20 protein-coding genes and 2 riboswitches are annotated in these 24,497 nt (G+C 61.7%); of the genes, 9 read left to right on the top strand and 11 right to left on the bottom strand.

Annotation, left to right across the window (positions count from 1 at the left end; genetic code table 11):
• Positions 1-164: 164 nt before the first annotated feature.
• A complete protein-coding gene (locus JOE39_RS08875) occupies positions 165-1,373 on the top strand; it encodes an acetyl-CoA C-acyltransferase (protein ID WP_210077458.1) in 1,209 nt (402 codons plus the stop codon).
• A gap of 91 nt (positions 1,374-1,464) precedes the next feature.
• Complete coding sequence (locus JOE39_RS08870; protein WP_024662353.1) at positions 1,465-2,238, top strand: enoyl-CoA hydratase; 774 nt, start codon at positions 1,465-1,467, stop codon at positions 2,236-2,238.
• Here the strand turns inward: JOE39_RS08870 and tssI are convergent.
• Positions 2,178-3,785, bottom strand: coding sequence for a type VI secretion system tip protein TssI/VgrG (gene tssI / locus JOE39_RS08865; RefSeq protein ID WP_057445328.1), 1,608 nt, complete (start codon positions 3,783-3,785; stop codon positions 2,178-2,180). The genes JOE39_RS08870 and tssI overlap by 61 nt on opposite strands.
• Positions 3,786-4,111: 326 nt before the next feature.
• Here tssI and JOE39_RS08860 point away from each other — a divergent pair, with 326 nt between their 5' ends.
• Positions 4,112-4,816 (top strand): YebC/PmpR family DNA-binding transcriptional regulator, encoded by a 705-nt coding sequence (locus JOE39_RS08860; RefSeq protein ID WP_003364547.1) that lies wholly within the window; start codon positions 4,112-4,114, stop codon positions 4,814-4,816.
• Positions 4,817-4,836: 20 nt separating this feature from the next.
• On the opposite strand, the gene JOE39_RS08855 is transcribed toward JOE39_RS08860, so the two are convergent.
• Together JOE39_RS08855 and JOE39_RS08850 are read right to left on the bottom strand one after the other, a co-directional pair.
• A complete protein-coding gene (locus JOE39_RS08855) occupies positions 4,837-6,141 on the bottom strand; it encodes a leucine-rich repeat-containing protein kinase family protein (RefSeq protein WP_046266013.1) in 1,305 nt (434 codons plus the stop codon).
• Between the two features lie 78 nt (positions 6,142-6,219).
• Complete coding sequence (locus tag JOE39_RS08850; protein ID WP_003394725.1) at positions 6,220-6,765, bottom strand: TetR/AcrR family transcriptional regulator; 546 nt, start codon at positions 6,763-6,765, stop codon at positions 6,220-6,222.
• Positions 6,766-6,871: 106 nt separating this feature from the next.
• Here JOE39_RS08850 and JOE39_RS08845 point away from each other — a divergent pair, with 106 nt between their 5' ends.
• Positions 6,872-8,101 (top strand): MFS transporter, encoded by a 1,230-nt coding sequence (locus JOE39_RS08845; protein ID WP_024665017.1) that lies wholly within the window; start codon positions 6,872-6,874, stop codon positions 8,099-8,101.
• Positions 8,102-8,137: 36 nt separating this feature from the next.
• Here the strand turns inward: JOE39_RS08845 and JOE39_RS08840 are convergent, their stop codons facing one another.
• From JOE39_RS08840 to JOE39_RS08830, 3 genes are all read right to left on the bottom strand, one after another.
• Entirely contained in the window at positions 8,138-9,274 is a 1,137-nt protein-coding gene (locus JOE39_RS08840; RefSeq protein WP_046266012.1) for a M14-type cytosolic carboxypeptidase, read from the bottom strand.
• A gap of 100 nt (positions 9,275-9,374) precedes the next feature.
• Positions 9,375-9,926: a sigma-70 region 4 domain-containing protein gene (locus JOE39_RS08835; RefSeq protein WP_003394729.1), complete on the bottom strand. Its 552-nt coding sequence runs from the start codon at positions 9,924-9,926 to the stop codon at positions 9,375-9,377.
• Between the two features lie 494 nt (positions 9,927-10,420).
• A complete protein-coding gene (locus tag JOE39_RS08830) occupies positions 10,421-10,888 on the bottom strand; it encodes an Lrp/AsnC family transcriptional regulator (protein ID WP_046266011.1) in 468 nt (155 codons plus the stop codon).
• Between the two features lie 173 nt (positions 10,889-11,061).
• Here JOE39_RS08830 and JOE39_RS08825 point away from each other — a divergent pair, with 173 nt between their 5' ends.
• A complete protein-coding gene (locus JOE39_RS08825) occupies positions 11,062-14,544 on the top strand; it encodes an indolepyruvate ferredoxin oxidoreductase family protein (protein ID WP_057445330.1) in 3,483 nt (1,160 codons plus the stop codon).
• A 98-nt stretch (positions 14,545-14,642) separates the two neighbouring features.
• Here the strand turns inward: JOE39_RS08825 and cobM are convergent, their stop codons facing one another.
• The 4 genes from cobM to JOE39_RS08805 are packed head-to-tail and all read right to left on the bottom strand — an operon-like array spanning position 14,643 to position 16,767.
• The gene (cobM, locus tag JOE39_RS08820) at positions 14,643-15,392 is read right to left on the bottom strand and encodes a precorrin-4 C(11)-methyltransferase (protein ID WP_003394735.1); all 750 of its coding nucleotides are present in this window, start codon (positions 15,390-15,392) and stop codon (positions 14,643-14,645) included.
• 32 nt (positions 15,393-15,424) lie between these two features.
• Positions 15,425-15,874, bottom strand: a complete 450-nt coding sequence (locus tag JOE39_RS08815) for a cobalamin biosynthesis protein (RefSeq protein WP_003394736.1) — start codon at positions 15,872-15,874, stop codon at positions 15,425-15,427.
• Positions 15,852-16,574, bottom strand: a complete 723-nt coding sequence (locus JOE39_RS08810; RefSeq protein WP_003422949.1) for a CbtA family protein — start codon at positions 16,572-16,574, stop codon at positions 15,852-15,854. Before JOE39_RS08810 ends, JOE39_RS08815 begins: the two co-directional genes overlap by 23 nt.
• 10 nt (positions 16,575-16,584) lie before the next feature.
• Positions 16,585-16,767, bottom strand: coding sequence for a CbtB domain-containing protein (locus JOE39_RS08805; RefSeq protein WP_003342053.1), 183 nt, complete (start codon positions 16,765-16,767; stop codon positions 16,585-16,587).
• A gap of 98 nt (positions 16,768-16,865) precedes the next feature.
• Positions 16,866-17,081, bottom strand: a riboswitch (cobalamin riboswitch).
• Between the two features lie 58 nt (positions 17,082-17,139).
• Positions 17,140-17,367, top strand: a riboswitch (cobalamin riboswitch).
• Positions 17,368-17,485: 118 nt separating this feature from the next.
• Here JOE39_RS08805 and cobW point away from each other — a divergent pair.
• The 4 genes from cobW to JOE39_RS08785 are packed head-to-tail and all read left to right on the top strand — an operon-like array spanning position 17,486 to position 24,017.
• Positions 17,486-18,550 carry a cobalamin biosynthesis protein CobW gene (cobW, locus tag JOE39_RS08800; RefSeq protein ID WP_004417420.1) on the top strand — a complete coding sequence of 355 codons (1,065 nt, stop codon included), beginning with the start codon at positions 17,486-17,488 and terminating at the stop codon, positions 18,548-18,550.
• A 3-nt stretch (positions 18,551-18,553) separates the two neighbouring features.
• The gene (cobN, locus tag JOE39_RS08795) at positions 18,554-22,318 is read left to right on the top strand and encodes a cobaltochelatase subunit CobN (RefSeq protein ID WP_210077460.1); all 3,765 of its coding nucleotides are present in this window, start codon (positions 18,554-18,556) and stop codon (positions 22,316-22,318) included.
• Positions 22,318-23,352, top strand: a complete 1,035-nt coding sequence (locus JOE39_RS08790) for an AAA family ATPase (RefSeq protein ID WP_080392765.1) — start codon at positions 22,318-22,320, stop codon at positions 23,350-23,352. The genes cobN and JOE39_RS08790 overlap by 1 nt, the downstream gene beginning before the upstream one ends.
• Before the next feature lie 53 nt (positions 23,353-23,405).
• Complete coding sequence (locus JOE39_RS08785) at positions 23,406-24,017, top strand: VWA domain-containing protein (RefSeq protein WP_024650383.1); 612 nt, start codon at positions 23,406-23,408, stop codon at positions 24,015-24,017.
• 159 nt (positions 24,018-24,176) lie between these two features.
• Here JOE39_RS08785 and JOE39_RS08780 read toward each other — a convergent pair whose 3' ends face one another.
• Positions 24,177-24,443 (bottom strand): hypothetical protein, encoded by a 267-nt coding sequence (locus JOE39_RS08780; protein ID WP_003315350.1) that lies wholly within the window; start codon positions 24,441-24,443, stop codon positions 24,177-24,179.
• Between the last annotated feature and the right edge of the window lie 54 nt (positions 24,444-24,497).

The raw sequence follows: 24,497 nt of genomic DNA, 5'->3' as shown, positions 1-24,497 counted from the left end.
GATCTTCAGACCTCGCCGGTGATGAGAGATTCGGCGCGCCAGGCACGATGCCGGGATAGCGGCTAATCTGCCTGCCTCAACCATTGCGTCTGCAAGGCAGCAGGTTGATGATTCCACCGTACCTATAGAAAACCGTACCTATAAAAACAAGACTGGAGATAGCCATGTCCATCGAAAGGACACCCCCTCGTCAAGATCCTGTGGTCATTGTCAGTGCCGTGCGCACGCCCATGGGCGGTTTTCAGGGCGACCTGCAGAGCCTCAGTGCCACCGCGCTGGGATCGATCGCCATCCGTGCCGCTGTCGAGCGCGCAGGCATTGAGCCTGAAGACGTGGAGCATGTACTGTTTGGTTGTGTACTGCCGGCAGGTCTCGGTCAGGCACCCGCTCGGCAGGCGGCGCTGGGTGCCGGGCTGAGCCATGCGACGCTGTGCAGCACGGTCAACAAGATGTGCGGTTCCGGCATGCAGACCGCAATCATGGCCCATGACCTGTTGCTGGCAGACAGTACTGCGGTGGTGGTGGCTGGCGGCATGGAGAGCATGTCCAATGCGCCTTACCTGCTGGACCGCGCGCGCAGCGGCTATCGCATGGGGCATGGCAAGGTGCTCGATCACATGTTTCTCGACGGCCTCGAGGATGCCTATGAGCCAGGCCGGTTGATGGGCACCTTCGCCGAGGACTGCGCCGGGCTCAACGGTTTCAGTCGCGAGGCACAGGATGCGTTTGCCCTGGCCTCACTGGCTCGCGCGCAACAGGCCATTGCCGGAGGCCATTTCGACGCCGAGATCGTGCCAGTGCAAGTCACCGTGGGCAAAGAGTCGAGGCAAATCACTCACGATGAGCAGCCACCCAAGGCGCGTCCGGACAAGATTCCCACGCTCAAACCCGCTTTTCGCAAGGGCGGCACGGTCACCGCGGCCAACTCCAGTTCTATCTCCGATGGCGCAGCAGCGCTGCTGTTGATGCGTCAGTCCGAGGCTCAGCGGCGTGGCCTGAAGCCTCTGGCGGTGTTACATGCGCATGCTGCGTTCGCCGATCGGCCGAGTCTGTTTCCAACGGCGCCGATAGGCGCCATTCAGCGCCTTTTGGGCAAGACAGGCTGGGCGCTGGACGACGTCGATCTGTTCGAGATCAATGAGGCGTTTGCCGTGGTGCCGCTGGTGGCGATGCACGAACTGGGGCTTGAACACGAGAAGGTCAACGTCAATGGCGGGGCCTGCGCGCTCGGCCATCCGATCGGTGCCTCGGGTGCGCGAATCATCGTGACGCTGCTGGCGGCCTTGCAGCATCGACAGCTCAAGCGTGGCATTGCGGCGATCTGCATCGGCGGCGGTGAAGCTACCGCAATAGCTGTCGAGATTTTGAATTAACCATTATTAATCAATGGCTTGATCTAATAATTGAATGTTAATTCTATAAAAAGCTGCTTATTGCATAATTAAACAAAAAGGATATTTATCAATGCTTTACGAGACGCTTCTCATAGAGGTTGTAGGTAGTGTAGGTCTGATCAAGCTGAACCGGCCCAATGCGTTGAACGCCTTGAATGCGCGCCTGATCAACGAACTGAACCATGCCCTCGACCAGTTCGAGGCGGACGGTGCGATCGGCTGCATCGTACTGACTGGTTCGGAAAAAGCCTTTGCCGCCGGTGCGGACATCAAGGAAATGGTCGACCTGTCCTACCCACAGATCTACCTCGATGACCTGTTTCGTGAAAGCGACCGGGTCGCCGCCCGACGCAAACCCCTGGTGGCTGCGGTAGCCGGTTTTGCCTTGGGTGGCGGCTGTGAACTGGCATTGATGTGCGATTTCATTCTGGCCGCTGAAAACGCCAGGTTTGGACAGCCCGAGATCAATCTCGGCGTGTTGCCGGGCATGGGCGGTACGCAGCGCCTGACCCGCGCGGTGGGCAAAGCCAAGGCCATGGAAATGTGCCTGACTGGCCGGTTGATCGATGCTCATGAGGCCGAGCGCGCGGGTCTGGTGGCCCGCGTGCTGCCGCTCGATCAGTTGCTGCCGGAAGCGCTGGCAGTGGCAGCGGTCATCGCCAGTAAATCCCTGCCAGTGGCGATGATGGTCAAGGAGAGTGTCAACCGCGCATTCGAGGTCAGCCTGGCCGAAGGCATCCGCTTCGAACGCCGGGTGTTTCACGCCGCGTTCGCCAGCCAGGATCAGAAGGAGGGCATGCGCGCCTTTATCGACAAGCGCCAGCCCGATTTCAAGGACTGCTGATCTTTATGGCCCACGATCAGGATACGTTGCGCGTCAACGTGCAGCGCCGCGGCTTGCCCGCGCACCAGCAATCCGTCGTGGGCATTGACGTGCAAGTGCTCACCGCTCGCCACTCGAATACAGCCAGCCGGTTGTGCCGTCATCCCGTCCAGCTCATGGCCCGGTGACAGTACTGCACAAATCACAGGCCGTTCGGGATGATTGTCGAGAAAGCGGACCCGCACTCGTGCGCCCGGCGCTAGCCGATCAACCTCCGGGCAGGCGACCTCGGCCATCGGCCAGCGTTGTACGGGTTCGTCTTGCGGGCTTTGCACGTGCCAGTCGAAGCGGATTGAACGATATCCGGGTTGACCCGGCTGGGTGTCGCTGCGCTGCAATGTGGCGAAATGCTCACCGGTGGCCGCGGGTCTCGGGTGGTTGATCGACGGTCGAAACGGCGTCGCCCACGGAATGACCCTGAAGCTGTTGCAGTAACCGTTGCCTTGCAGCTGTTCAGCCTCGGGTGACGAACGTTGCGCTTCGACGAGGATGCGCAGGATTGCCAGTGCATCATGGGCGGCGGCACCTTTCAGCACCTGTAACTGCCTGCCCGCGTGAACCACTTCGGTCACTAACCATTGGTCATTGAGCAAGGGCTCCGGATGATCGAGCACCTGGATGACTTCACCACACTGCAAGGCGGTGTCTGTGCTTCGCCCTCTGACATCGCGCCTTTCGCAGCGCAGGCGCTCCAGCCTGCGACTGCCACGCTGCCGGCTCAGGGCCTCCTGGGGGCTGATTGCTCCACGAAAGCCTGGCGGTTGAAAGGCATGATTGGCCGCTATGGTCAGAGGGTGCTCGGGTGCGCGCGCAGGTTGCGGGTGGTCGGTGGGTTGCCTTGAAACAGGCGGAAAACCCAGTCGTTCGGCAAGGTGCTCCAGCGTCTCTCGCGGCGCGCCTGACGTTTGCGGGTGCTTGAGGCGCACCGGCAATGGCTGCGCCGGAAAGCTCGCAGCGTCGTCCGAGAACACCAGCCGATGGCCGCTCTGGCGATGCTCAAAACGAAAATGCATGCCTTCTTCCTCGCACAGGCGCTGCAGCAGGTGCAGATCGCTTTCGTCGTACTGGATATGCAGCGGCCTGGCAGGATAAAGACCATTCACGTGTTCGAATCGGTATGCGTTCGCGCCGATACTGTGCGCTTCAAGCAACTGCACGATCAGTTGAGGAATCGCAAGGTCCTGATAGGTGCGGCGTTGTCGATGTTGCACCAGCCGGTGCAGATCAGGCACCAGAATCAGGTGGTAGAGACTCACGCGAGCCCCGCGGTGGAGCCGCGCCGCATGGTCGATAAGGCCATGCCTGCCGCTGCCGGATTCGCCGAAGCTTAGAAACGCTTCACGATTCAATAGGCTGCGCACATCCAGTTGCGGGTCGCTGCCGATCATCCAGATGTCGAAGCGATACGTTTCATTGAGGGCTTCATGGCCTGCGAAGCTGATGATATGCAGATCCGGCTGGCAGTCGGTGATCGCCAGCATGAAGGGCACTTGCAGGTCCTTGCGCATCGGCGGGGCTCTCTAGCTTGAAAAACGGGGCCACGCAGGTTACGGAATACGGGGTTACAAAAGCATTGCTGCGAGGTTTTTCGGAAAAAGCCTACAAGCGTTGATGGAAAGACGATGATTGCGGTTGGACGAGTTGGCAGCCATCCTGGCGAGTTCATAAGGGCAATCTGCCTGTCGGGGGTTTCATCTGCCGTGATCGCGTATAAAATGCGCCGCGCCGGACAGGGTATTTGCCGGTGACCCTTTTTCAGCGCCTTGCCAGCGTCGCGTTCTGTCAGTTATGCAGGCGCAGACGGCGAGGTGCCTAGCGAATCAAGAGAGCAGACATGGGCGCACAGTGGAAGGTCAAGCATAAAGAAGCGGCAGCCAATGCCAAGGGACGTACGTTTGGCAAGCTGTCCAAGGAGATCATGATCGCGGCTCGTGCTGGCGCAGACCCGGACATGAACTCGCGTCTGCGGCTGGTGGTCGAGCAGGCCAAGAAGGCTTCGATGCCGCGCGAGACCCTGGAGCGTGCCATCAAGAAAGGCGCAGGCCTGCTGGGTGAGAGCGTTAACTTCGAGCGTCTGACCTACGAAGGTTTTGCGCCACACCGCGTGCCGGTGATCGTCGAGTGCCTGACCGACAACATTAATCGGACGGTCTCGGAAATTCGCGTGCTGTTCCGCAAAGGCCAGTTGGGTGCTGCGGGTTCGGTTTCGTGGGACTTTTTGTATCAGGGCATGATCGAGGCTGTTCCTGCAGCAGCGGATGCCGACCCGGAGCTGGCGGCAATCGAGGCCGGCGCCCAGGATTTCGAGCCCGGTGAAGAGGGCGCGACGCTGTTCCTGACCGAATCCACCGACATGGACGCGGTCTGCAAGGCGCTCCCGGAATTCGGTTTCACCGTTCAGTCCGCGCAACTGGGCTACCGCCCGAAAAGCACCGTGGACGGCCTGACCGATGAGCAGATGGCCGAAGTCGAAGCGTTTCTCGAAGCCATCGACAACCATGATGACGTGCAGAACGTTTACGTGGGCCTGGCAGGCTGATCACTGCGCAATGGAGCGCTTTACGCGCTCCATGTTTTGATCTGTAGAAGAACCTCTGCCAGCGACGGTCGTTGCTGGCAATCAGGCTGCACGCAGCTCGCCTGCAGCGCCTGTAGACCCGCCATGATGTTCTGATCCTGCGGTTCTGCCTCGCAACGCTCCAGCAATTCCCCCAGCAAGATACCGAATGCCCGCGTTTCGATGCGCTCCAGCGCCTCACCCAGCCCGGCTGACGGGTGAAAGGACGCCGCGCCGAAGTCGCTCAGCAGGCAATTGCCATCCTCTTGCACAAGAATGTTGTGACCATAAAGGTCGCCATGCGTGATCCCGCGGGCGTGCAGGTGCGCGGTGACCGATGCGATGCCTTCAGCGAGGCGCAGCAGCACCGGCAGGGAAAAGCGCGTGTCGTTGGCGTAGACATCGCGGCTACAGGACTCCAGGCTCGGCGGACCGGCAAGATTGCCGAAATCGGGGGCTATCAGCGCCATGACCAGGCCGCGCTGCTGCTCGGGATGCCCGCTGATCTGTCCAAGCACCTCGATCAGCTGTGCGTGGCGGCCTGCGGCGATGCAGGCGGCCATTTCATTGAGCGGCGAGCCATCGCTGGTGACCGCGCCCTTGTACAGCTTGACCGCTGCCATGCGCTCAGCGCCGGCGTCGTGCCAGACCGCCTGCTGGATGATTCCCGACGCACCTTCGCCCAGGCGCTGGTGAAGGCTGAGGTGCTGCCAGGGGATTTCCCGGATCGGCGCGGTGGGACGTTCGGCGCACAGCGGGTTGTCGGCGAAGGCGAGCCATGCCAGCGCAGGCAGGCTCAGCAGCCAGTCCGGCAACTCGGTCAGACGATTGGCCGCAATGCGGATCAGCTCCAGCTTGTGACACTGCGCGAGGGTCAAGGGCAGGGTGCGCAAGCGGTTGCCGGCGAGCATCAGCTTTTGCAGGTCCGGGCGGCGGCCCAGTTCGTCGGGCAGTGACTCGATGCGGTTGTCGGTGAGGATCAGCCAGCGCAGGCGCGGCGGCAGTGCCGCTGCGCTGACCTGCTCTATGCGATTGGCCTTGAGGCCGACAATCTGCAACTGCGGGCATTGGCCAATGCTTTCCGGCAGGTGCGTAAAGGCGTTGTCTGATACGAACAGGACGCGCAGGCGGGTCAGGCGACACAGGTCGTCGGGCAGCGAGGTCAGCCTGTTGCCGCTGAGATTCAAGACTTCCAGCGTGTCGGCCAGGTCGAAGATTTCGACCGGGAATTCGCTCAGGCCACAGGAGAGGTCAAGCCGTTTGATGCCTGCCAGCTTGCCGGCGCGTAGATCTGCGAGGGTGTGCATGAATAGGTTCGGTCATTGGTGTCGGACGAGGCGCGCATGATAACGGGAGTTGCCGCCTCTGACTCCCCGCAAAGCGGCTCAGCTAAGGCAGCGGTCGACCCATTGACGCACGCGTTCGGGCGTCGGCGCCGATTCGGCATACAGAATCCGGTAAATCATGGGCGCAATGACGGCATCGATCATGTCGTCGGCACTGGGGGAAGCCTCGCCGCGAGCCATGGCGCGATCGATCATGACCTGCAGCTGCTCGCGAACCATCGCTGCACACTTGCCCACACAGCCAGACGTGCTGGCGGCCACATCGCGCATCAATGCCCGGCCAGGTGCCGAGGACATTTCGTCCAGATACATTTCACTCCAGGTCAGCAGGTCCTGATGCAGACTGCCCTGATCGATCGGCACGTCAGGGCGCAGGCGCTCCAGGGCAGCGTCCGCCAGCAACGTGGTCAGATCACCCCAGCGGCGATAAATGGTCGACGGCGTAACGCCTGCACGGGTCGCGATCATCGGCACGCTGAGTGCTGAGCGATCGTGCTCCTGCAACAAGTCGCGGACCGCGCGATGGATGGATTCCTGCACCCGGGCACTGCGGCCTCCGGTGCGAATTGCTTCTTTAATAGCCATACGGCGGACCTTAACACAAAGTATTTGCTTTAAGCGCTACCACGTCGCACACTCCGCAAAAGCTAATTTATGGCTTTAACAGGTTGCATTGGCGGAGAGCGTATTCATGTCCCTTTCTTCAAACGATTCGACGTCGCCAGACGTGAAGTCTGACGGTCGGGCACCAAACCATCTCGGGTTTCTGGCGTTTACCACGTTATGCTTTTTTGCCGCGTCCAGCACGCCCACGCCGCTCTATCACCTGTACCAGGAGGCATGGGGATTCTCGGCGGGCGTGCTTACCCTGATTTTTGCAGTGTATGCATTCAGCCTGCTGGCCGCCTTGCTGATGGGTGGGTCGCTGTCGGACTATCTGGGGCGGCGCCCGGTGATTTTCGGCGCGTTGCTGCTGCAAAGCGTCTCGATGCTGCTGTTCATTCTGGCCAGTGATGTCAGCTGGCTGGTGGCCGCGCGTCTGCTGCAGGGTTTTGCGACGGGGCTGGCTGCCAGCGCACTGGGCGCAGCCTTGCTGGACAATGATTCGGTCAAAGGGCCGTTGATCAACAGTATTTCGCCGATGCTCGGCATGGCCGTTGGCGCTCTGGGCACGGCACTGCTGGCGCAGTTCGCGCCGATGCCGCTTATGCTGGGTTACTGCTTGTTGCTGGCCGCATTCCTGAGTCAGGCCCTGTACCTGGGACGCGTCGAGGAAACCGTCAGTCGCCAGCCCGGTGTCTGGCAATCCCTCAAGCCCTCATTGCATGTACCGCAGCAGGCACGGCGCATGCTGTGGCTGGTTCTGCCGGTGGACATCGCCGCATGGGCACTGGGTGGCTTCTTTCTGTCGTTGAGCCCGTCCTTGCTGGTGGCGGCGACCGGTTCCACTTCACCGCTCAATGGCGGCCTGGCGGTTGCGGCGCTGACCCTCAGCGGCGCGGCGGCGATTCTGACGCTGCGTCAGCGCGAGCCGGTGCTCGGCTTGTGGGTAGGTGCGAGCTTTTTGCCACTGGGTGTCGCGGTGATACTGCTTTCGATCAACCTCGGTTTGCTGTGGCTGTTTTTCGTCGGCGCAGTGGTCGCAGGTGTGGGGTTCGGATCGAGCTTTCTGGGCGCACTGCGCATGCTCATGCCTCTGGCGCATGCCCACGAGCGGGGCGGGCTGATGTCGGCTTTTCTGGTGCTCAGCTACCTGGCCTTCTGCATACCGGCACTGGTCGCCGGATACTTCGCCCACTCGGCGGGCCTGGTGATGACCAGTAATGTCTACGGGGCAGTGGTGATCACCCTGGCGCTGATCGCACTGGCCAGTCTGATCGTACGACGGGTCGCCAACGTAAACAAAAATGCCCACGCATAGGTGGGCATTTCGGTTTGCCTGAAGGTAGCAGCGCTCTTAGCGAAGCTCTTTTACCATCTCGGACAGCACGGTCAGTATTTCCCCGGCCAGTTGCGCAGAGCGCTTGCCTGACCAGCCGGTGACCGGGTCTGGCGCGTTGTCGTGATCCTTGAACGGCATTTCCAGGGTCAGTGACAGGCACTTGTAGCGTTCGCCCACGGCATTGGCGGCCAGGTTCATGTTGGCCTGACCGGGTGCGCCGCGTGGGTAGCCATGAACCGTCTGAAAGTTGTCGCTGACCTCGCACAGGCGGCTGCGAAAGCGCTCTTCAAGCTGGCGTTGTTGCGCGGTATACCCCGGATTACCTTCGCAGGCGGCGGTGAATACGTAAGGGATTTTCTCGTCACCGTGCACGTCGAGGAACATGTCCACGCCGTATTTTTCCATCTGCTGCCTGATGAAGGACACTTCCGGGCTTAGCGCTTCGGTACTGTCCTGCCAAGCGCGGTTAAGGTCCTTGCCGCTGGCGTTGGTGCGCAAGTGGCCATGAAAGGCTCCGTCCGGGTTGGCGTTGGGCACCAGATACACATCCGCTTCCGCCAGCAATTGCTGCAGTGGGGCGTCATCCTTTTGCTGGAGGCGTTCTATCACGCCCTCCATGAACCATTCGGCCATGTGTTCGCCAGGGTGCTGCTGGGCAATCATCCAGATCTTGCGTTTGCCTTCGGCACCGTCACCTTTGCGCAGCAACTGAATATCCCGACCCTCGACGCTTTTGCCGACAGCCAGCAACTGTGCACCGGCTTTTTCCTGAGCCTGTTCGATCAGCCAGTCATGGCGTTCACGGCTGTAGGGTTCGAAGTACGCAAACCAGACCTGCGGCTGCTCTGCGGCCAGGCTGAAATTCAGCGCCTTGCCGTCGAAATCCGACGCTACCCGAAACCAGTTCTGATGGTCGTAAGACGCTACAGCGTTGTAGCCGGTCCAGGCATTGTTGAAGGTGGATTCGCTGGCATTGATGAGGCTGAAGCCATAGGTCTGGCCGACGTTCAGGCCGTCTGCCTTGAAATGAAACCACTGGAAATGCGCACTTTGCGTGTCGGGCCGAATCGCCAGCCTGATATGCGCCGGGTCGCTTGCGTCGAGAACCAGAATGTTGCCGCTGTCGAAATCTGAACCGATAGTGAGAGTCAAGATAGGTGCCTGCTGCGTAGATGCCTTTTCAAGCGGCTACTGTACACCGATCAACATCGCGCCCTGCGACGTAAACTTCACTGCAACGGTCATCTGCGCGTCAGGACATGGCCTCGGCGGTGACCATCAGGCTGCAGATGAAGGCGGTCAGCAGGCACCAGACCAGATACACGCGGCGCTTGCGTCGATGCCAGCCGGATGCGCCGAGCAACGAGGCGGGTGCCTGCAACTGACGCCACAAACGCTCGCTGTTCTGGAAGGCCGAAAGGTGCGCGGCATCGGCGTCCAGCCAATGGCGAAATTCGATGCGTTCGCTGGCGGTTGCCGCAGGGCTCTGCAAGTGCACATACCAGCGGCTGGCGCGATCCTGAAGGGTGGCCTGAATGGCAGCGCTGGTGGTGTCTGCCGCGCCTGGCACATAGGCCTTGCCCAGCGCGCGAAGCATCGCGCGCTCTACCCGCGCGATGTCGACGCTCATGAAGGCTGCAATGTCGGCATAGGCCAGGCCGTCGAGTCGGCTGAGCAGGAATATCTGCCGGGTCCGGCGCGAGAGCTTGCCCAGTCGGTGGCCGAGTTCGATGGCCTGCAGCGTGGGTTGCGGCTCGGGCAGGCGGACGGGGAGGTGCAGTAGAGACGAGAGCTGATTACTCATGATGTATCGCTCGCTGATCGTCCATGGGAGTCTTCCTTGCGGTGTCGGGTAGCGTCCGTGACAAGCGTAGACTAGTGAATACGAGAATCATTCTCAAGTGAAAAGTCCCAGCATTTACGTTTTATCTGCCGCATCCAGGCGTTTTTGCCCTAAAAGCATGGCCTTGATCGAGGCGCCTTTGCTATGATCCCCGGCATTGCAACACACCGCGCAACACCCAGACTTCATTAGCCTGAAGCAGCGAAACCATAAAGAAAGAACCAAAAAAAGACCCGGCGATAAGCCGGGTCAAAAACCGTGATTAGCCTGATGAGGAGATAATCAGGAAGCCGACCTAAGACTTCCGGGTTATCCAGCGAGTCTCGCGACCCGCTGATGCAATAATAATCATTATCATTTGCAAGTCAAACGTTTTTATTGCCCTCATTGATACCGATAATCCGCCAGCGCTCGCTCGGCGGATTTTCTTTTCTCGATTTTCCCCGATTCTATTCCTAGTCCAGCGGCAGCTCCGTGGTGCGCTTCACCGTGCTCATGGCGATGTTCGAATGGGCCTCGTGGACGTGGGGCAATTGCAGCAAATGATCGCGCAGAAAGCGTTCGTAGCTGGCGATGTCCTGCGCCACCACCTTGAGCATGAAGTCCATCCCCCCGGCCATCGTGTAGCACTCCAGCACCTCGGGGTGGCCGATGATTGCCTCCTCGAATTCGGCCAGATAGCGGCGGCCATGGCCTGACAGCTTGACCTCGACGAACACGGTCATACTCAGTCCCAGCTTCTGGGTACTGAGCAGGGCGACCGTGCGTTCGATCACTCCGTCCTCCTGAAGCCGGTGAATGCGCCTCCAGCAGGGCGATTGCGACAGCTCGACCCGCTCGGCGATTTCCGCTGCCGACACGCTGGCGTCATGTTGCAGCAGACGAAGAATCTTGCGATCGATGGGGCTCAATTTTGGCTGCATGAATTGACCTTGTTTTTTGTTCTGGCCGAAAAAAGCATGCTGAATATCAGCAGATTTGCGCGCATTTAGAAAGAAAAAGCCTCTTTGCTGCTGGCAGTCTAGTTGCAAGGCTGCCGGGCAGGACCGTCCCGGCGTACAAGACCTGACCTTATAAGAACAAGAGAGGTATTCGCATGTCCCTGGCTGATATTCGTCTGGATGATAAATACCGGCTTGCCACCGGCAACCTGTACCTGACTGGCACGCAGGCCCTGACCCGCCTGCCGATGCTGCAAAAGCAGCGCGATGAGGCGCAGGGCCTGAACACTGCCGGGTTTATCTCGGGCTACCGCGGTTCGCCGCTGGGCAATCTGGACAAGAGCCTTTGGGACGCCAAGGACTACCTGCAACAAAACGCCATCCATTTTCAGCCGGGCATCAACGAAGAACTGGCCGCCACGGCGGTCTGGGGCAGTCAACAGGTCAACCTGTTCCCGCATGGCAAGTACGATGGGGTGTTCGCCCTCTGGTACGGCAAGGGACCGGGTGTAGATCGCTGCGGTGATGTCTTCAAGCACGGCAACTCAGCCGGTGTTGCGGCCAACGGCGGTGTGCTGATCCTGGCGGGCGACGACCACGGCTGCAAATCATCGACCATCGCTCACCAGAGTGAGCATGCGTTCATCGCATCGATGATCCCCGTGCTCAACCCCAGTAATGTTCAGGAGATTCTCGACTACGGCATCATTGGCTGGGAGCTGTCGCGCTACAGCGGTTGCTGGGTGGCGATGAAGACCATTGCCGAGAACGTCGACTCTTCCGCGGTGGTCGAGGTCGATCCATTGCGGATCAAAACCCGTATCCCGGACGATTTCGACCTGCCTGAAGGCGGTTTGCATATCCGCTGGCCGGACCCGCCGTTGGCCCAGGAGGCGCGACTCAATACCTACAAGATCTACGCAGCCAGGGCCTTCGCTCGTGCCAACCAGCTCAACAAGGTGGTGATCGATTCTGCGCAACCCCGGCTGGGCATCATCACCACCGGCAAGTCCTATCTGGACGTGCGTCAGGCCCTCGAAGAGCTGGGTATTGATCAGGAGCTGTGCGAGAAGGTCGGGATTCGCGTGCTCAAGGTCGGCATGAGCTGGCCGCTGGAGCCGGTGTCGGTGCACGACTTTGCCGAAGGGCTGGACGAGATTCTGGTGGTCGAGGAAAAACGCAGTGTCATTGAAGACCAGTTGACCGGTCAGCTTTACAACTGGCCTGTTGAGCGCCGGCCAGTGGTGGTCGGCGAGTTCGATGAGCAGGGCCGCTCACTGCTGCCGAACCTCAGCGAGCTGACCCCGGCAATGATTGCCAGGGTGATCGCCAAACGCCTTGCGCCGTTCTACAGCAGCCCGCAGATCGAAGCGCGCCTGCAGTTTCTCAGCGACAAGGAGCAAGCGCTGCAGGCCCCCCTGTTCACCACCCAGCGCACCCCGCATTTCTGCTCCGGCTGCCCGCATAACACTTCGACAAAGGTGCCGGAGGGCAGTCGCGCCCTGGCCGGGATCGGTTGCCATTACATGACCATCTGGATGGACCGCGAAACCGATACCTTCACCCAGATGGGCGGCGAGGGCGTGACCTGGATCGGTCAGGCACCGTTCACCGAAACCCCGCACGTTTTCCAGAACCTGGGCGACGGCACCTATTTTCACTCGGGGCACCTGGCGCTGCGTGCGGCAGTTGCGTCCAAGGTCAACATTACTTACAAGATTCTCTACAACGATGCGGTGGCCATGACGGGTGGCCAGCCGATCGACGGCGTGCTGCGCGTCGATCAACTGAGTCGTCAGGTATTCAACGAAGGCGTGCAGCGCATCGCGCTGGTTTCCGACGAGCCGGACAAGTACCCGAATCGTGAAGACTTCGCGCCGATTACCACCTTTCATCATCGGCGCGATCTGAACAGCGTGCAGCGCGAGTTGCGCGAGTTCAAAGGCGTGTCGGTCATCATCTACGACCAGACCTGCGCCACTGAAAAGCGCCGCCGTCGCAAACGCGGCACAATGCCTGACCTGGAAAAGCGCGCCTTGATCAACCCGGCGGTGTGCGAGGGCTGCGGCGATTGCGGGGTCAAATCCGGGTGCCTGTCTGTACTGCCCAAGGAAACGGCGCAGGGGCGCAAGCGCGAAATCGATCAGAGCGCGTGCAACAAGGATTTCAGTTGTGTGGAGGGTTTCTGCCCGAGCTTCGTCACCGTGCATGGCGGCAAACTGCGCAAGCCTGCGTTGCCCAAGCAGGTCGAAGCATTCGCGCGTCTGCCGGAACCGGCACTGCCGTCGCTCGACAGGCCGTTCAATATTCTCCTGCCAGGTGTCGGCGGCACAGGGGTGACCACCGTCGGCGCGATGCTGGGCTATGCCGCGAATCTGGAAGGCAAGGGCTGCAGCGTGCTCGATCAGGCCGGTCTGGCACAGAAATTCGGTCCGGTGGTCAGCCATATCCGCATTGCCGCGCGCCAGGAGGATCTGTTTGCCGTGCGTATCGCCGCCGGTGAAGCGCACCTGCTGCTCGGCTGTGACTTGCTGGTGGCTGCCGGCCCGGACGCGATCGCCAAGCTCGATAGCAAGATTTCCCATGCGGTGGTCAACAGCCAGCAAACACCGACCGCCGAGTTCACGCGCAATCCGGATGCCGTGTTTCCGGCCGAAGCCATGAAGCAGACCATCATTGAGGCGGTCGGCGCGGCGAAGACCCACTTTGTCGAAGCCACATCACTGGCTACTCGACTGATGGGCGACAGCATCGCCAGCAACCTGTTCATGCTCGGCTATGCGTTTCAGCTGGGCCTGATTCCATTGACCTCGGCGGCCATCGAGAAGGCCATCGAACTCAACGGCGTAGCGGTCAATCTGAATCAGCAGGCGTTTCTCTGGGGGCGTCGTACCGCACATGATCCTGCTGCTGTGGAGGCCTTCGTCAACCCGCAAAACAAGGTCAGCGAGCCGCAGCCAATGGACCTTGATCAGCGCATCCAGAGTAATGTCGATACCTTGAAGCAGTATCAGAGCGCCGCCTACGCCAAGCGCTATCTGGCATTGGTGCAACGCGTACGCGACAGCGAATCGCGCGCGTTCCCTGGCCAGCAGCCGACGCTGACCGAGGCCGTGGCATTCAATTACTTCAAATTGCTGGCCTATAAAGACGAATACGAAGTGGCGCGGCTGTACAGCAACGGCGAGTTTACCCGCCAGTTGCAAGCGCAGTTCGAGGGTGACTATCGACTGGAGTTTCACTTGGCACCGTCGTGGCTGGCCAAGCGCGATCCGCACAATGGCCTGCCGCGCAAACGTAGTTTTGGCCCGTGGATGCTGCGCGCGTTCGATGTGCTGGCGACGTTCAAATTCCTCCGTGGCACGGCGCTCGATCCGTTCGGTCGCAGTCTCGAACGTCAGCAGGAGAGGGCGCTGATTGACCGCTATGTCAGCGATATCGAACTGATCCTGCAACACCTTCAGGCGCAGAATCGCCACACCGCCTTGAGTCTGGCACGCCTGCCGGAACGCATTCGCGGCTATGGCTACATCAAGGAAAGCGCCATGAAAGCGGCTGCCGTGCAGGCCGATATTCTGCGCAAGAGCCTGGAAAGCGGCGAAGTGGCCGCGCCGAAGCTGTATGAGGCGGCTGCCTGAGGAGGGCAATACCGATCAGCGTGCCAGCCCAGCGTTGGCACGCTTTTCATCACGCCATGCGTCGCCGCTCATTACTGCGATCACCATGGCGGTACTGACTACACCGGCCTGAACAGGTGGGCATGCCCGGCGCGGTAAAGCGAGGACTCGCTGAAGGTGTCATCGGCAAGTACACGTCCGACCAGAATCAGCGCCGTACGGCGAAAGCCCTTGGCCTGTACCTTTTCGTGAATATCTGCCAGCGTGCCAACGGCCCAGTCCTGATCCGGCCAGCTGGCGCGATGCACCACGGCAATCGGGCAGTCGGCACCGTAATGTGGCATGAGCTCCTCGACGATCCGCTGCAGGTTGTTCACCCCCAGATGAATCGCCATGGTTGCCCGATGGCTGGCCAGACTGGCCAGTTCCTCGCCGTTGGGCATTGAGGTCTTGTCGGCATAGCGGGTCAGAATCACGCTCTGCGAAACGTCCGGCAGGGTCAGCTCGACGCCCAGCAACGCGGCGCAGGCAGCGGTCGCGGTCACCCCCGGAATGATTTCGAACGGAATGCCCAATTCGCGCAGATGGCGGATCTGCTCGCCGATAGCGCCATACAGGCTCGGGTCTCCGGAATGCACGCGCGCCACATCCTGGCCCTGTGCGTGCGCGCGCTTGATCAGCTCGATGATCTGCTCCAGATGCAGTTCGGCGCTGTTGGTCACCTGCACGGCCTGATGACCTTCCAGCACGGCGAGGGGCACCAGCGAGCCTGCGTAGATAATGACCGGGCAGCTGCGAATCAGGCGTTGGCCCTTGACGGTGATCAGCTCCGGATCGCCAGGGCCTGCACCGATGAAATAGACAGTCAATGAATTCTCCGGGGTGAATGAGCGCGGGGAGATTATCCGCTGTGCGCAGGGCTGATTGCCAAGGCAAAAGTGGCCTGCGCGCTTTTCTGCCGTTCGATCAGCAGGGTGGCCGTACCGTCGCCCAGTTGCGCCGCCAGTGCCAGGGCCGAGCCCTCGGCGACGCCATGACAGCCCGTGTTCTGGAACACCTGCGCAGAACGGTGAGTGAGGTGCAGTTCCCACGCCACCAGTTGCGCGGCGTTGAAGCACACCAGTGGCACAGCCAGTTGCCCGGCCAGCTCAAGCAGGCCGGGCTCGGTTTCTTTCAGGTCGATGGACGCCAGCGCGGTCACCCGGCCAATGTCCAGCTCAAGTGCCTGCAGGCTCTGCTCGAGCAGATCGCGCAACAGCGCAGCCGAGCAGCCGCGCCGACAGCCCAGCCCGGCAACCAGAGGTGCGCCGGGTTGAAGGGTCGCTGGATCAGGCCTGATGCAGGTCGACATTGTCGGTATGCACGTCGTTTCTGCGGAACAGCCAGGCACTGATCAACCCCAGCGCGACCCAGAACAGCGCGTTGGTCAGCAGCGAGGCAATCATGAACTGCGATTCCAGAGCCTCGGGAGCCAGGCTTTCATGGACCAGCGGCTGTGGCGCGCCAAGCACATGCGGGACCAGCAGAATCGCCACGCCCAGTGCTTTGAGCAGCCAGTTCTGACCGAACACCAGCAAGGCCAGCCCGGCGGCAGTCGACGCGGCAGCGCCGAGCCACCACAGTTGCCGCTGACTCAGCTCGGCGGCCGCTGTGCCTGGCAGTTCGGGTGGCAGGCCAAGGGTGGGGGCCAGCACGAACACGGCAAAACCGGCCAGCCCCCACCATGCGCCTTGCACGGTGCGACCTGGCGCCCGCAGGGTGTAAAGCCCGGCAAGCATCAAGGCGAAGCCCACCGCGACCACCAGGTTACCGCCGGTGGTGGACAGCACACGCTGCCAGCCGTTTTCGGGCTCCCAGGCCGCTTCGTCATGGGCATGGCTGTGTTCGGCCATCGCGCCGTCCGCGTGCTGATGCAGTTGCTCGGCAGGTGCGTTTTCGTAGGTCTCGGCCTGCTGGATCAGCGGCACCACCCACAGGCTTTGCAGCAGCGTCAGCAGCAGGGCGGCGAGCAGGCCGGTGAAACCTGCGGTGTAGGCGATTCGCTTGAACATTGTGAGGCCCTCAATGGCAAGGAAAGGCAGCGCTGTGACGGGTGTCGTGTGCCGCGTTGTGCACGGCCGCGATGTGCGAGAAACCGGCGAAGTACACCAGGCAGGCGCCGAGAAGCGCAGCGCTGATGGCGGCTGTCAGGCGTTGAGTACGTGTGGAGCTGGGCGCGGCGGCGTGGCTGCTGATGGTCGACATGGCGTTCCCTCTTGTTGGTGATCGGCAAGTGGGCCACGCGCAAAAGAACCTGCCGGCAGACGCCGGAGGTTTCAACTGCGCCCGCCCACCGCGGGTTTGTCATTGCAAGCATATCGGGCCGGTCTCCGGGCTCGCGAGGGACCAGGACGTCAGTGCGTCAAAGCCTGCAAGGTCACCTTCCCATGCCAGCGGCACAGTGGATCAGACCTACTCTCGCTTACCGTTGCGGGGGCAGCACCGGACTTGCTCGACAACGCGAGCGCACCGGTTTCCCGTTTCACCCCGTGAGGGGCACCCGAAACAAGGCGCACAGGAGAGCATGGGCGGCGGGGCAGCGTCAATCTGAACGATTGACCTCTCTGCAGTCACTGCGTAGCCTTGCTGATTCGAGGTTCTCCCTGCGTAAAACATCACCCAGTGGAGCTAAGACGGGAATGCGGTACATGCCGCAGCTGCCCCCGCAACTGTAAACGGTCATGTTCATTGCACAGCCACTGCTGCGGCGGGAAGGCGCGATGAATGCGTGTCGGCACATTATTATTCATTGTCTGCCGCACGCCGCCGTGAGCCAGGAGACCTGCCTCGAACGGGCCACACATGCTGCGGCTCTGGAGAATTCTCACTACAACCGGGCGGGGTGATCCGGTGGCGATCCGATCTGCGTGTCCTGCATGCGGTTCTCGTCCTGTTTGCCCGCCGCACTGCCAAAGGGCACCTGATGAAAACACTGGCCAAGCTTCCCGTCACCATCGTCACCGGCTTCCTCGGCTCGGGCAAGACCACCCTGTTGCGGCACATGCTCGACAACGCTGAAGGGCGGCGCATTGCGGTCATCGTCAATGAGTTCGGCGAGCTGGGCATCGACGGAGAAATCCTCAAGCAGTGCACGATCGGCTGCACCGAAGAAGAAGCCAACGGCCGGGTGTACGAACTGGCCAACGGTTGCCTGTGCTGCACCGTGCAGGAAGAGTTCTTCCCGGTCATGCGCGAACTGGTCGCGCGCCGTGGTGATCTGGACCATATCCTGATCGAAACCTCGGGTCTGGCGCTGCCCAAGCCGCTGGTCCAGGCTTTTCAATGGCCGGAAATCCGCAACGCCTGCACGGTCGATGCGGTGATCACGGTGGTCGACAGCCCGGCGGTATTGGCCGGTACTTTCGCTGCCTTCCCGGATCAAGTCGATGCGCAGCGCAAACTCGATCCCAACCTGGATCACGAGTCGCCCCTGCACGAACTGTTTGCCGATCAGCTGGCCAGCGCCGATCTGGTGATCCTCAACAAGGCCGACATGATCGACGCCGAAGGTCTGGCGACGGTGCGTGCCGAAGTCGCCGAGGAGCTGCCGCCTGCGGTCAAGGTGATCGAAGCCAGCAGTGGTCGCCTGCCGATCAGCGTGCTGCTGGGTGTCGGTGCCGAGTCCGAACTGCATATCGATGCTCGCAAGACCCACCATGATCACCACGACGATGACGATCATGATGACCACGATCACGACGCGTTCGATTCGATTTCCCTGAAGCTGCCGCAAGCCGATGAGAAAGTCCTGCTCGATGCACTGAATCAACTGGTGGTGCAACACGGCATTCTGCGTGTGAAGGGCTTCGCGGCCATTCCCGGCAAGCCGATGCGCCTGCTGATTCAAGGTGTAGGCACGCGTTTCGACAAGCACTTCGACCGCGCCTGGCGTGCCGATGAAGAGCGTGCCACACACCTGGTGCTGATTGGTCAGGAACTGGATGCCGCAGCCCTGCAAGCGCAACTCAATGCTGCGATTGTCGGCTGACCCATGCATTTACTGAGAACCCAGCCCGGCGGTTTCGTACCTGACGACAATATTGCCGATCTGGGCCAGACCCCGGCCGAGCTGGTGATTCTCTGCAGCGGCGACTCTAGCCTGGCGCTGCTGGCCGAAGCCGCCCGGCAGCTCCCCGACGACTACCCCAGCCTGCGTCTGGCTAACCCGATGCAGGTCCAGAATCACGCCTCTGTCGACCTGTACGTCGATGAAGTGCTGCGTCACGCAAAGGTCATTCTGATTTCTCTGCACGGCGGTATTGGCTACTGGCGCTACGGCGTCGAGCGGCTGATGGAGCTCGCGGCACGCGGCGTTCAGGTCATTCTGGTGCCCGGTGATGACCGTCCTGATCCGGAACTGAGTGATCTGAGCACCGTGCCTGCCGTAGAACGCGACCGACTCTGGCAGTTTCTGCGTCAGGGTGGCCTGCAGAACGCGCTGCAGTTGTACAACTGCATGGCCAGTCGCTGGCTGGACCGCGATTATTCCTGGGTCGAGCCCGCGCCGTTGCCGCGCACAGCCATCTACCATCCTCGCCTGGCAAGCGCGCAGCTTGCCGATTGGCAGGCAGACTGGCTTGCCGAGCAGCCAGTGGTGGCGCTGCTGTTCTATCGCTCGCACCTGCAGGCCGCCAATACCGGTTTCATCGACGAGTTCTGTGTGCGCTTGCAGGCGCAAGGCATCAACCCGCTGCCCATTGCTGTGGCCAGCCTCAAGGAACCCGGCTGTTTCACTCAGGTGGAGGACTGGCTGGATGAGGCTGAAACCGAGCTGATCCTCAATACCACCGGTTTTGCTCAGTCGAGTCCGGAAGCGCCGCATCTGCGTCCGTTCCGGCGCAACGTGCCGGTCATTCAGGCCATCTGCGCGCAGGACAACGAGCCTGCCTGGCAGGCCAGCGAACAGGGCCTTGGCGCTCGTGATCTGGCGATGCACATTGCCTTGCCGGAGCTGGACGGACGCATCATCAGCCGGCCGATCAGCTTCAAGGACCTGGCCTGGCGCAGTGAGCGCAGCCAGTCGGACGTGGTCTGCTACCGTGCCCAGCCGGACCGGATGGATTTCGTCGCGGAACTGGCGCGGCGCTGGATCGAACTTGCGCGCCTGCCCAATGGCGAAAAGCGCGTGGCGCTGATTCTCGCCAACTACCCGACTCGCGACGGAAGGATCGGCAATGGTGTGGGGCTCGATACCCCTGCTGCGGCGCTGAATATTCTGCGCGCCATGCAGGCCGAGGGCTATCCGCTGGCACCGTTGCCGGACACTGGCACCGAACTGATCCAGCAACTGCTGGGCGGCGTGACCAATGATCTGGACAGTATCGACCAGCGCCCGTGTCACCAGAGCATGGCGCTGGAGGAATACCTGGCGGCGTTCAATGAACTGCCGCAGGAAAATCGCGACGCAGTGAACGCCCGTTGGGGCACGCCGGACACCGATCCGATGTTTCGCAGCGGCCGGATGATGATAGCCGGACTGCGCTTTGGCCTCACGTTCATCGGCATTCAACCGGCACGGGGTTATCAGGTCGACCCGAGCGCGGTGTATCACGACCCGGATCTGGTTCCACCCCATGGCTACCTGGCGTTCTACTTCTGGCTGCGCAAGGCCTACGGCGCGCATGCGGTGGTGCATGTCGGCAAGCACGGCAACCTCGAGTGGCTGCCGGGCAAAGGCGTGGGGTTGTCGCGAACCTGCTGGCCGGACGCGGTGCTGGGCGCCATGCCGAACATCTATCCGTTCATCGTCAACGACCCGGGCGAGGGCGCACAGGCCAAACGGCGCACTCAGGCGGTCATCATCGATCACTTGATGCCGCCGCTGACCCGCGCGGAGACCTACGGCCCGTTGCGTAATCTGGAACTGCTCGCCGACGAATTCTATGAAGCGCAAATGCTCGATCCGCGCCGCGCGCGCGAGCTGCAGCGTGACATTCTCGAACTGGTCCGTGAAACCCATATCGACCGCGAACTGGCGCTGGGCGAGAACCTCGACAGCGATGCCGATGCGGCGCTCTGGCTGCCACGTCTGGACACTTACCTGTGTGATCTGAAGGAATCGCAGATTCGCGATGGCCTGCATATCTTCGGTCAGTCGCCACAAGGCCGTCTGCGCATCGACACTTTGCTGGCGCTGCTGCGTATTCCGCGTGGTGACGGGCGTGGCGCTCAGTCCAGTCTGTTGCGCGCGTTGAGCAAGGCCTTCGAGCTAGACTTCGACCCGCTGAACTGCGAGCTGGCCGAACCCTGGACCGGCCCGCGCCCCGCTGCGTTGCAGGCCTTGAGCAGCGACCCTTGGCGCAGTGCGGGCGACGCGCGCGAGCGGCTGGAGCTTTACGCCGCCATCCTTATCGAACGCGTCACGCAGGGCGAAGCGTTGACCGACTTGCCGGCGCACGATGATCTGGCCCAGATTCTCGACAGCCTGCGTGACGTCGTCGCGCCGCGTCTGGATGCCTGCGGCCCCGGCGAAATGCAGGGCATGCTTGACGCGCTGAGTGGTCGTTTCGTGCCGGCAGGCCCCAGCGGCGCGCCGAGCCGGGGGCGCCTGGATGTGCTGCCCACTGGCCGCAACTTTTTTACCGTGGATGTGCGCAACCTGCCGACCACCACGGCCTGGCGAATCGGCTTCCAGTCCGCCAACCTGTTGCTGGAACGACACCTGCAGGACCATGGCGATCACCTGCGCCAGTTGGGCCTGTCGGTGTGGGGCACGGCGACCATGCGTACCGGCGGTGACGACATTGCCCAGGCCATGGCGCTGATGGGCGTGCGTCCGGTGTGGGCGACGGGCAGTCAGCGGGTCGATGACTTTGAGATTCTGCCGATCAGCCTGCTCGACCGCCCACGAGTGGACGTGACACTGCGGGTCTCCGGTTTCTTCCGCGATGCCTTCGCCAACCTCATCAAGCTATTCGACGCTGCGGTGCAGGCCGTCGCGGCGCTTGACGAGCCCGACGACATGAACCCGCTGGCGGCCAGGGTCCGTGAAGAACGGCAAGGCTTCATCGCAGAAGGCCTGAATGAAGACGAGGCGGCGCGTCAGGCTGGTTGGCGGATATTTGGTGCCAAACCCGGTGCCTACGGCGCTGGCGTGCAGGGCGCGATCGATGGCCGTCTGTGGCAGAGCCGCGACGACCTTGCCGAGGTTTACCTCAATTGGGGTGGTTACGCCTATGGCGCTGCCGATGAAGGTACGCCCGCGCGCCAGCGCTTTGCCCAGCGGCTTTCTCAGGTGCAGGCGGTGCTGCAGAATCAGGACAATCGCGAGCACGACCTGCTCGACTCAAATGACTACTACCAGTTTCAGGGCGGCATGCTCGCCGCTTCTGAAACCCTCAGCGGGCAGAAGACCGCCAGTTACCATGGCGATCATAGCCAGCCCGACCTGCCGAAAATCCGCACCCTCAAGGAAGAGCTGAACCGGGTGATACGCTCGCGCGCAGCGAATCCGAAATGGATCGAAGGGGCCAAGCGCCATGGTTACAAAGGTGCTTTCGAGATGGCCGCGACCGTGGATTTCCTGTTCGCGTTCGATGCGACCACCGAGCTGATCGATGATCACCAGTACGCGCTGCTCGCCGACGCCTATCTGCTGGACCCGGCGACTCGCGATTTCATCGCCCAGCACAACCCCGATGCGCTGCGCGACATGACCGAGCGCATGCTCGAAGCCCAGCAGCGCGGCCTCTGGCAGGAGCCTGGCGAGTATCAGCAGGCGCTGGAAGACCTGCTCCTGGACATAGAAGAGAACTGATGACCGTGTTTGACTCAACGATGAGCGAAACTCCGCATTTTCCACTGGCCGCTGTGGTGGGTGCCGATGACCTGAAACTGGCGTTATGCCTGACTGCCATTGATCCGCGCATCGGCGGCGTGTTGATCGAAGGGCCAAGAGGCATGGCCAAGTCGACGCTGGCCCGCGGTTTGGCCGATGTGCTGGCCAGCGGTCAGTTCGTCACCTTGCCGCTGGGCGCTACCGAAGAGCGTCTGGTCGGCACGCTGGATCTCGACGCCGCGCTGAGCGAAGGCCGCGCGCGCTTCTCTCCAGGCGTGCTGGCCAAGGCCGACGGTGGCGTGCTGTATGTCGATGAGGTCAACCTGCTTGCCGACCATCTGGTCGATCTGCTGCTGGACGTCGCGGCCAGCGGCGTCAACCTGGTCGAGCGCGACGGTATCTCCCATCGTCATGCTGCGCGTTTCGTGCTGATCGGCACCATGAACCCCGAAGAGGGCGAATTGCGCCCGCAGTTGCTGGATCGCTTTGGCCTCAATGTGGCCCTGAGCGGCCATACGCTGCCTGCCGAGCGCAGTCAGATCATCCGTCGCCGTCTGGATTTCGACAGCGATCCGCAGAGCTTCTGCCAGCAGTGGCAAATGCAGCAGGATGCCTTGAAGCGGCGTTGTGAACAGGCACGTCAGTTGTTGTCGGGCATCGAGCTGGATGACCAGTCCCTGGCAATGATCACCGAGCGCTGCTTTGCCGCAGGCGTCGACGGCATGCGCGCCGATCTGGTCTGGCTGCGGGCTGCGCGTGCTCATGCAGCGTGGCGGGGTGCGGGGCACATTGAAGAGCAGGACATCGAGGCCGTTGCCGAATTTGCCTTGCGTCACCGGCGCCGCGAGCCCTCGCCACCGCCGCAGAATTCCGAGGCACCGCCGCCGCCACCAGGATCGTCCAGCAAACAGGCCGAGCCTGAAAGCGGGCAGGGCAGTTGGGGTGAGTTGCCCGCCCAGGCAGTCACGACCGGATCACGCCGCGAAGTGCCGAGCTGGCCAAAAAAGCCCTAGGCATCCGTCCCCGCGCCATACAGGGGGCGGATGCCATTCCCCGTCCCGGTCGACTGGCCTGCGGCAGGCAGGGCGCTGTGCGTGTCGGGGCTGATGGACCGGTGCAATGGTTGCCGACTTTTTTGCGCGGTCAGCCGAAGAGCCATAAGGACCTGGTGCGTCAGCCGCGTAGCAGCCGGCCCAGCGAGTTATTGCTGGTGATTGTCGATGCTTCGGCGTCTACCCGCCGCCATCAGGCGTTGAGTCAGGCCAAGGGCCTGCTGTCGCAGATGTTCGACGATGCCTATCGACGCCGGGCTCGGCTGGCCTTGCTGACCGCCAGCGGCACTGCGCCACGCTGGCAACATCAGGGGCTGAAGGCCTCATCGGCATTGACACCCTGGCTGGATGCACTGGGGGCTGGTGGTGGTACGCCGTTGCCGGAAGCGCTGCAACAGGCGGCTGAATGGTTGGCGCAACGGCAAAAACGCTATCCGGCCGAACAGCAGCGGGTTCTGGTGCTGACCGATGGTCGGATCAAGTCGTTGCCGGCACTGCCCGCGTTCGACTGCGCCAGTTTGCTGATCGATATCGAGAAAGGCCCGATCCGCCTGGGAAGGGCGCGGGAACTGGCATCGAGTCTGGGGGCCGAGTACCGGCACATTGATGAGTTGAAGCGGGTCTGAGGGTGGGGAACCCGTCAGGCCCTGTGCTCTCTTGCCGATGCTCTGCGGGGTTGGCGCGCGCAGAGCATGGCACTGAGAACAAATTCCTGTGGGCGCGGCGAGTGCGGCGATCCCACAGGTTTTCCATTACGCCAAGCGGGGAGCCGGCTCAGTCAGCCATCAAGCCGGCATGGTCCACGGCTCAAGGTCGTAGCCTTCGTTGCTGATTTCTGCACGGGCCTGTTCCAGAGCGCTGGCCAGCTGGCGCTTGTCGGAATAGGTGCTGCTCGGGATCTGCTTGCGACCGATACGATTGCTGGTGCGGTCGATCACCGTCAGGCTCAGTTCGCCGTTACCGTCCTGTGGTGCCCAGGCAACACACTGGAAGGGTTCAAAAGCGTGTCCAGCGATCAGAAGTGCATCGTTGAAGCGCAGTGGGGCGTTCATGGTCATTTCCTCAAGTGCCCATATCAATTCAGTCACGGCGGCGGGCTAACCGTC

The organism is Pseudomonas sp. PvP100, assembly GCF_017833055.1.
In the GTDB taxonomy this organism is placed as follows: domain Bacteria; phylum Pseudomonadota; class Gammaproteobacteria; order Pseudomonadales; family Pseudomonadaceae; genus Aquipseudomonas; species Aquipseudomonas syringae.
Note: the sequence above shows the minus strand (reverse complement) of the source record. Positions and strands in the feature narration are given on the sequence as shown.

Bases quoted from the DNA above. Each gene is read 5' to 3' on its own strand.
- JOE39_RS08875 (WP_210077458.1), top strand. From the start codon at position 165: ATGTCCATCGAAAGGACACCCCCTCGTCAAGATCCTGTGGTCATTGTC.
- JOE39_RS08870 (WP_024662353.1), top strand. From the start codon at position 1,465: ATGCTTTACGAGACGCTTCTCATAGAGGTTGTAGGTAGTGTAGGTCTG.
- tssI (WP_057445328.1), bottom strand. From the start codon at position 3,785: ATGCGCAAGGACCTGCAAGTGCCCTTCATGCTGGCGATCACCGACTGC.
- JOE39_RS08860 (WP_003364547.1), top strand. From the start codon at position 4,112: ATGGGCGCACAGTGGAAGGTCAAGCATAAAGAAGCGGCAGCCAATGCC.
- JOE39_RS08855 (WP_046266013.1), bottom strand. From the start codon at position 6,141: ATGCACACCCTCGCAGATCTACGCGCCGGCAAGCTGGCAGGCATCAAA.
- JOE39_RS08850 (WP_003394725.1), bottom strand. From the start codon at position 6,765: ATGGCTATTAAAGAAGCAATTCGCACCGGAGGCCGCAGTGCCCGGGTG.
- JOE39_RS08845 (WP_024665017.1), top strand. From the start codon at position 6,872: ATGTCCCTTTCTTCAAACGATTCGACGTCGCCAGACGTGAAGTCTGAC.
- JOE39_RS08835 (WP_003394729.1), bottom strand. From the start codon at position 9,926: ATGAGTAATCAGCTCTCGTCTCTACTGCACCTCCCCGTCCGCCTGCCC.
- JOE39_RS08830 (WP_046266011.1), bottom strand. From the start codon at position 10,888: ATGCAGCCAAAATTGAGCCCCATCGATCGCAAGATTCTTCGTCTGCTG.
- JOE39_RS08825 (WP_057445330.1), top strand. From the start codon at position 11,062: ATGTCCCTGGCTGATATTCGTCTGGATGATAAATACCGGCTTGCCACC.
- JOE39_RS08815 (WP_003394736.1), bottom strand. From the start codon at position 15,874: ATGTCGACCTGCATCAGGCCTGATCCAGCGACCCTTCAACCCGGCGCA.
- JOE39_RS08810 (WP_003422949.1), bottom strand. From the start codon at position 16,574: ATGTTCAAGCGAATCGCCTACACCGCAGGTTTCACCGGCCTGCTCGCC.
- JOE39_RS08805 (WP_003342053.1), bottom strand. From the start codon at position 16,767: ATGTCGACCATCAGCAGCCACGCCGCCGCGCCCAGCTCCACACGTACT.
- cobW (WP_004417420.1), top strand. From the start codon at position 17,486: ATGAAAACACTGGCCAAGCTTCCCGTCACCATCGTCACCGGCTTCCTC.
- cobN (WP_210077460.1), top strand. From the start codon at position 18,554: ATGCATTTACTGAGAACCCAGCCCGGCGGTTTCGTACCTGACGACAAT.
- JOE39_RS08790 (WP_080392765.1), top strand. From the start codon at position 22,318: ATGACCGTGTTTGACTCAACGATGAGCGAAACTCCGCATTTTCCACTG.
- JOE39_RS08780 (WP_003315350.1), bottom strand. From the start codon at position 24,443: ATGAACGCCCCACTGCGCTTCAACGATGCACTTCTGATCGCTGGACAC.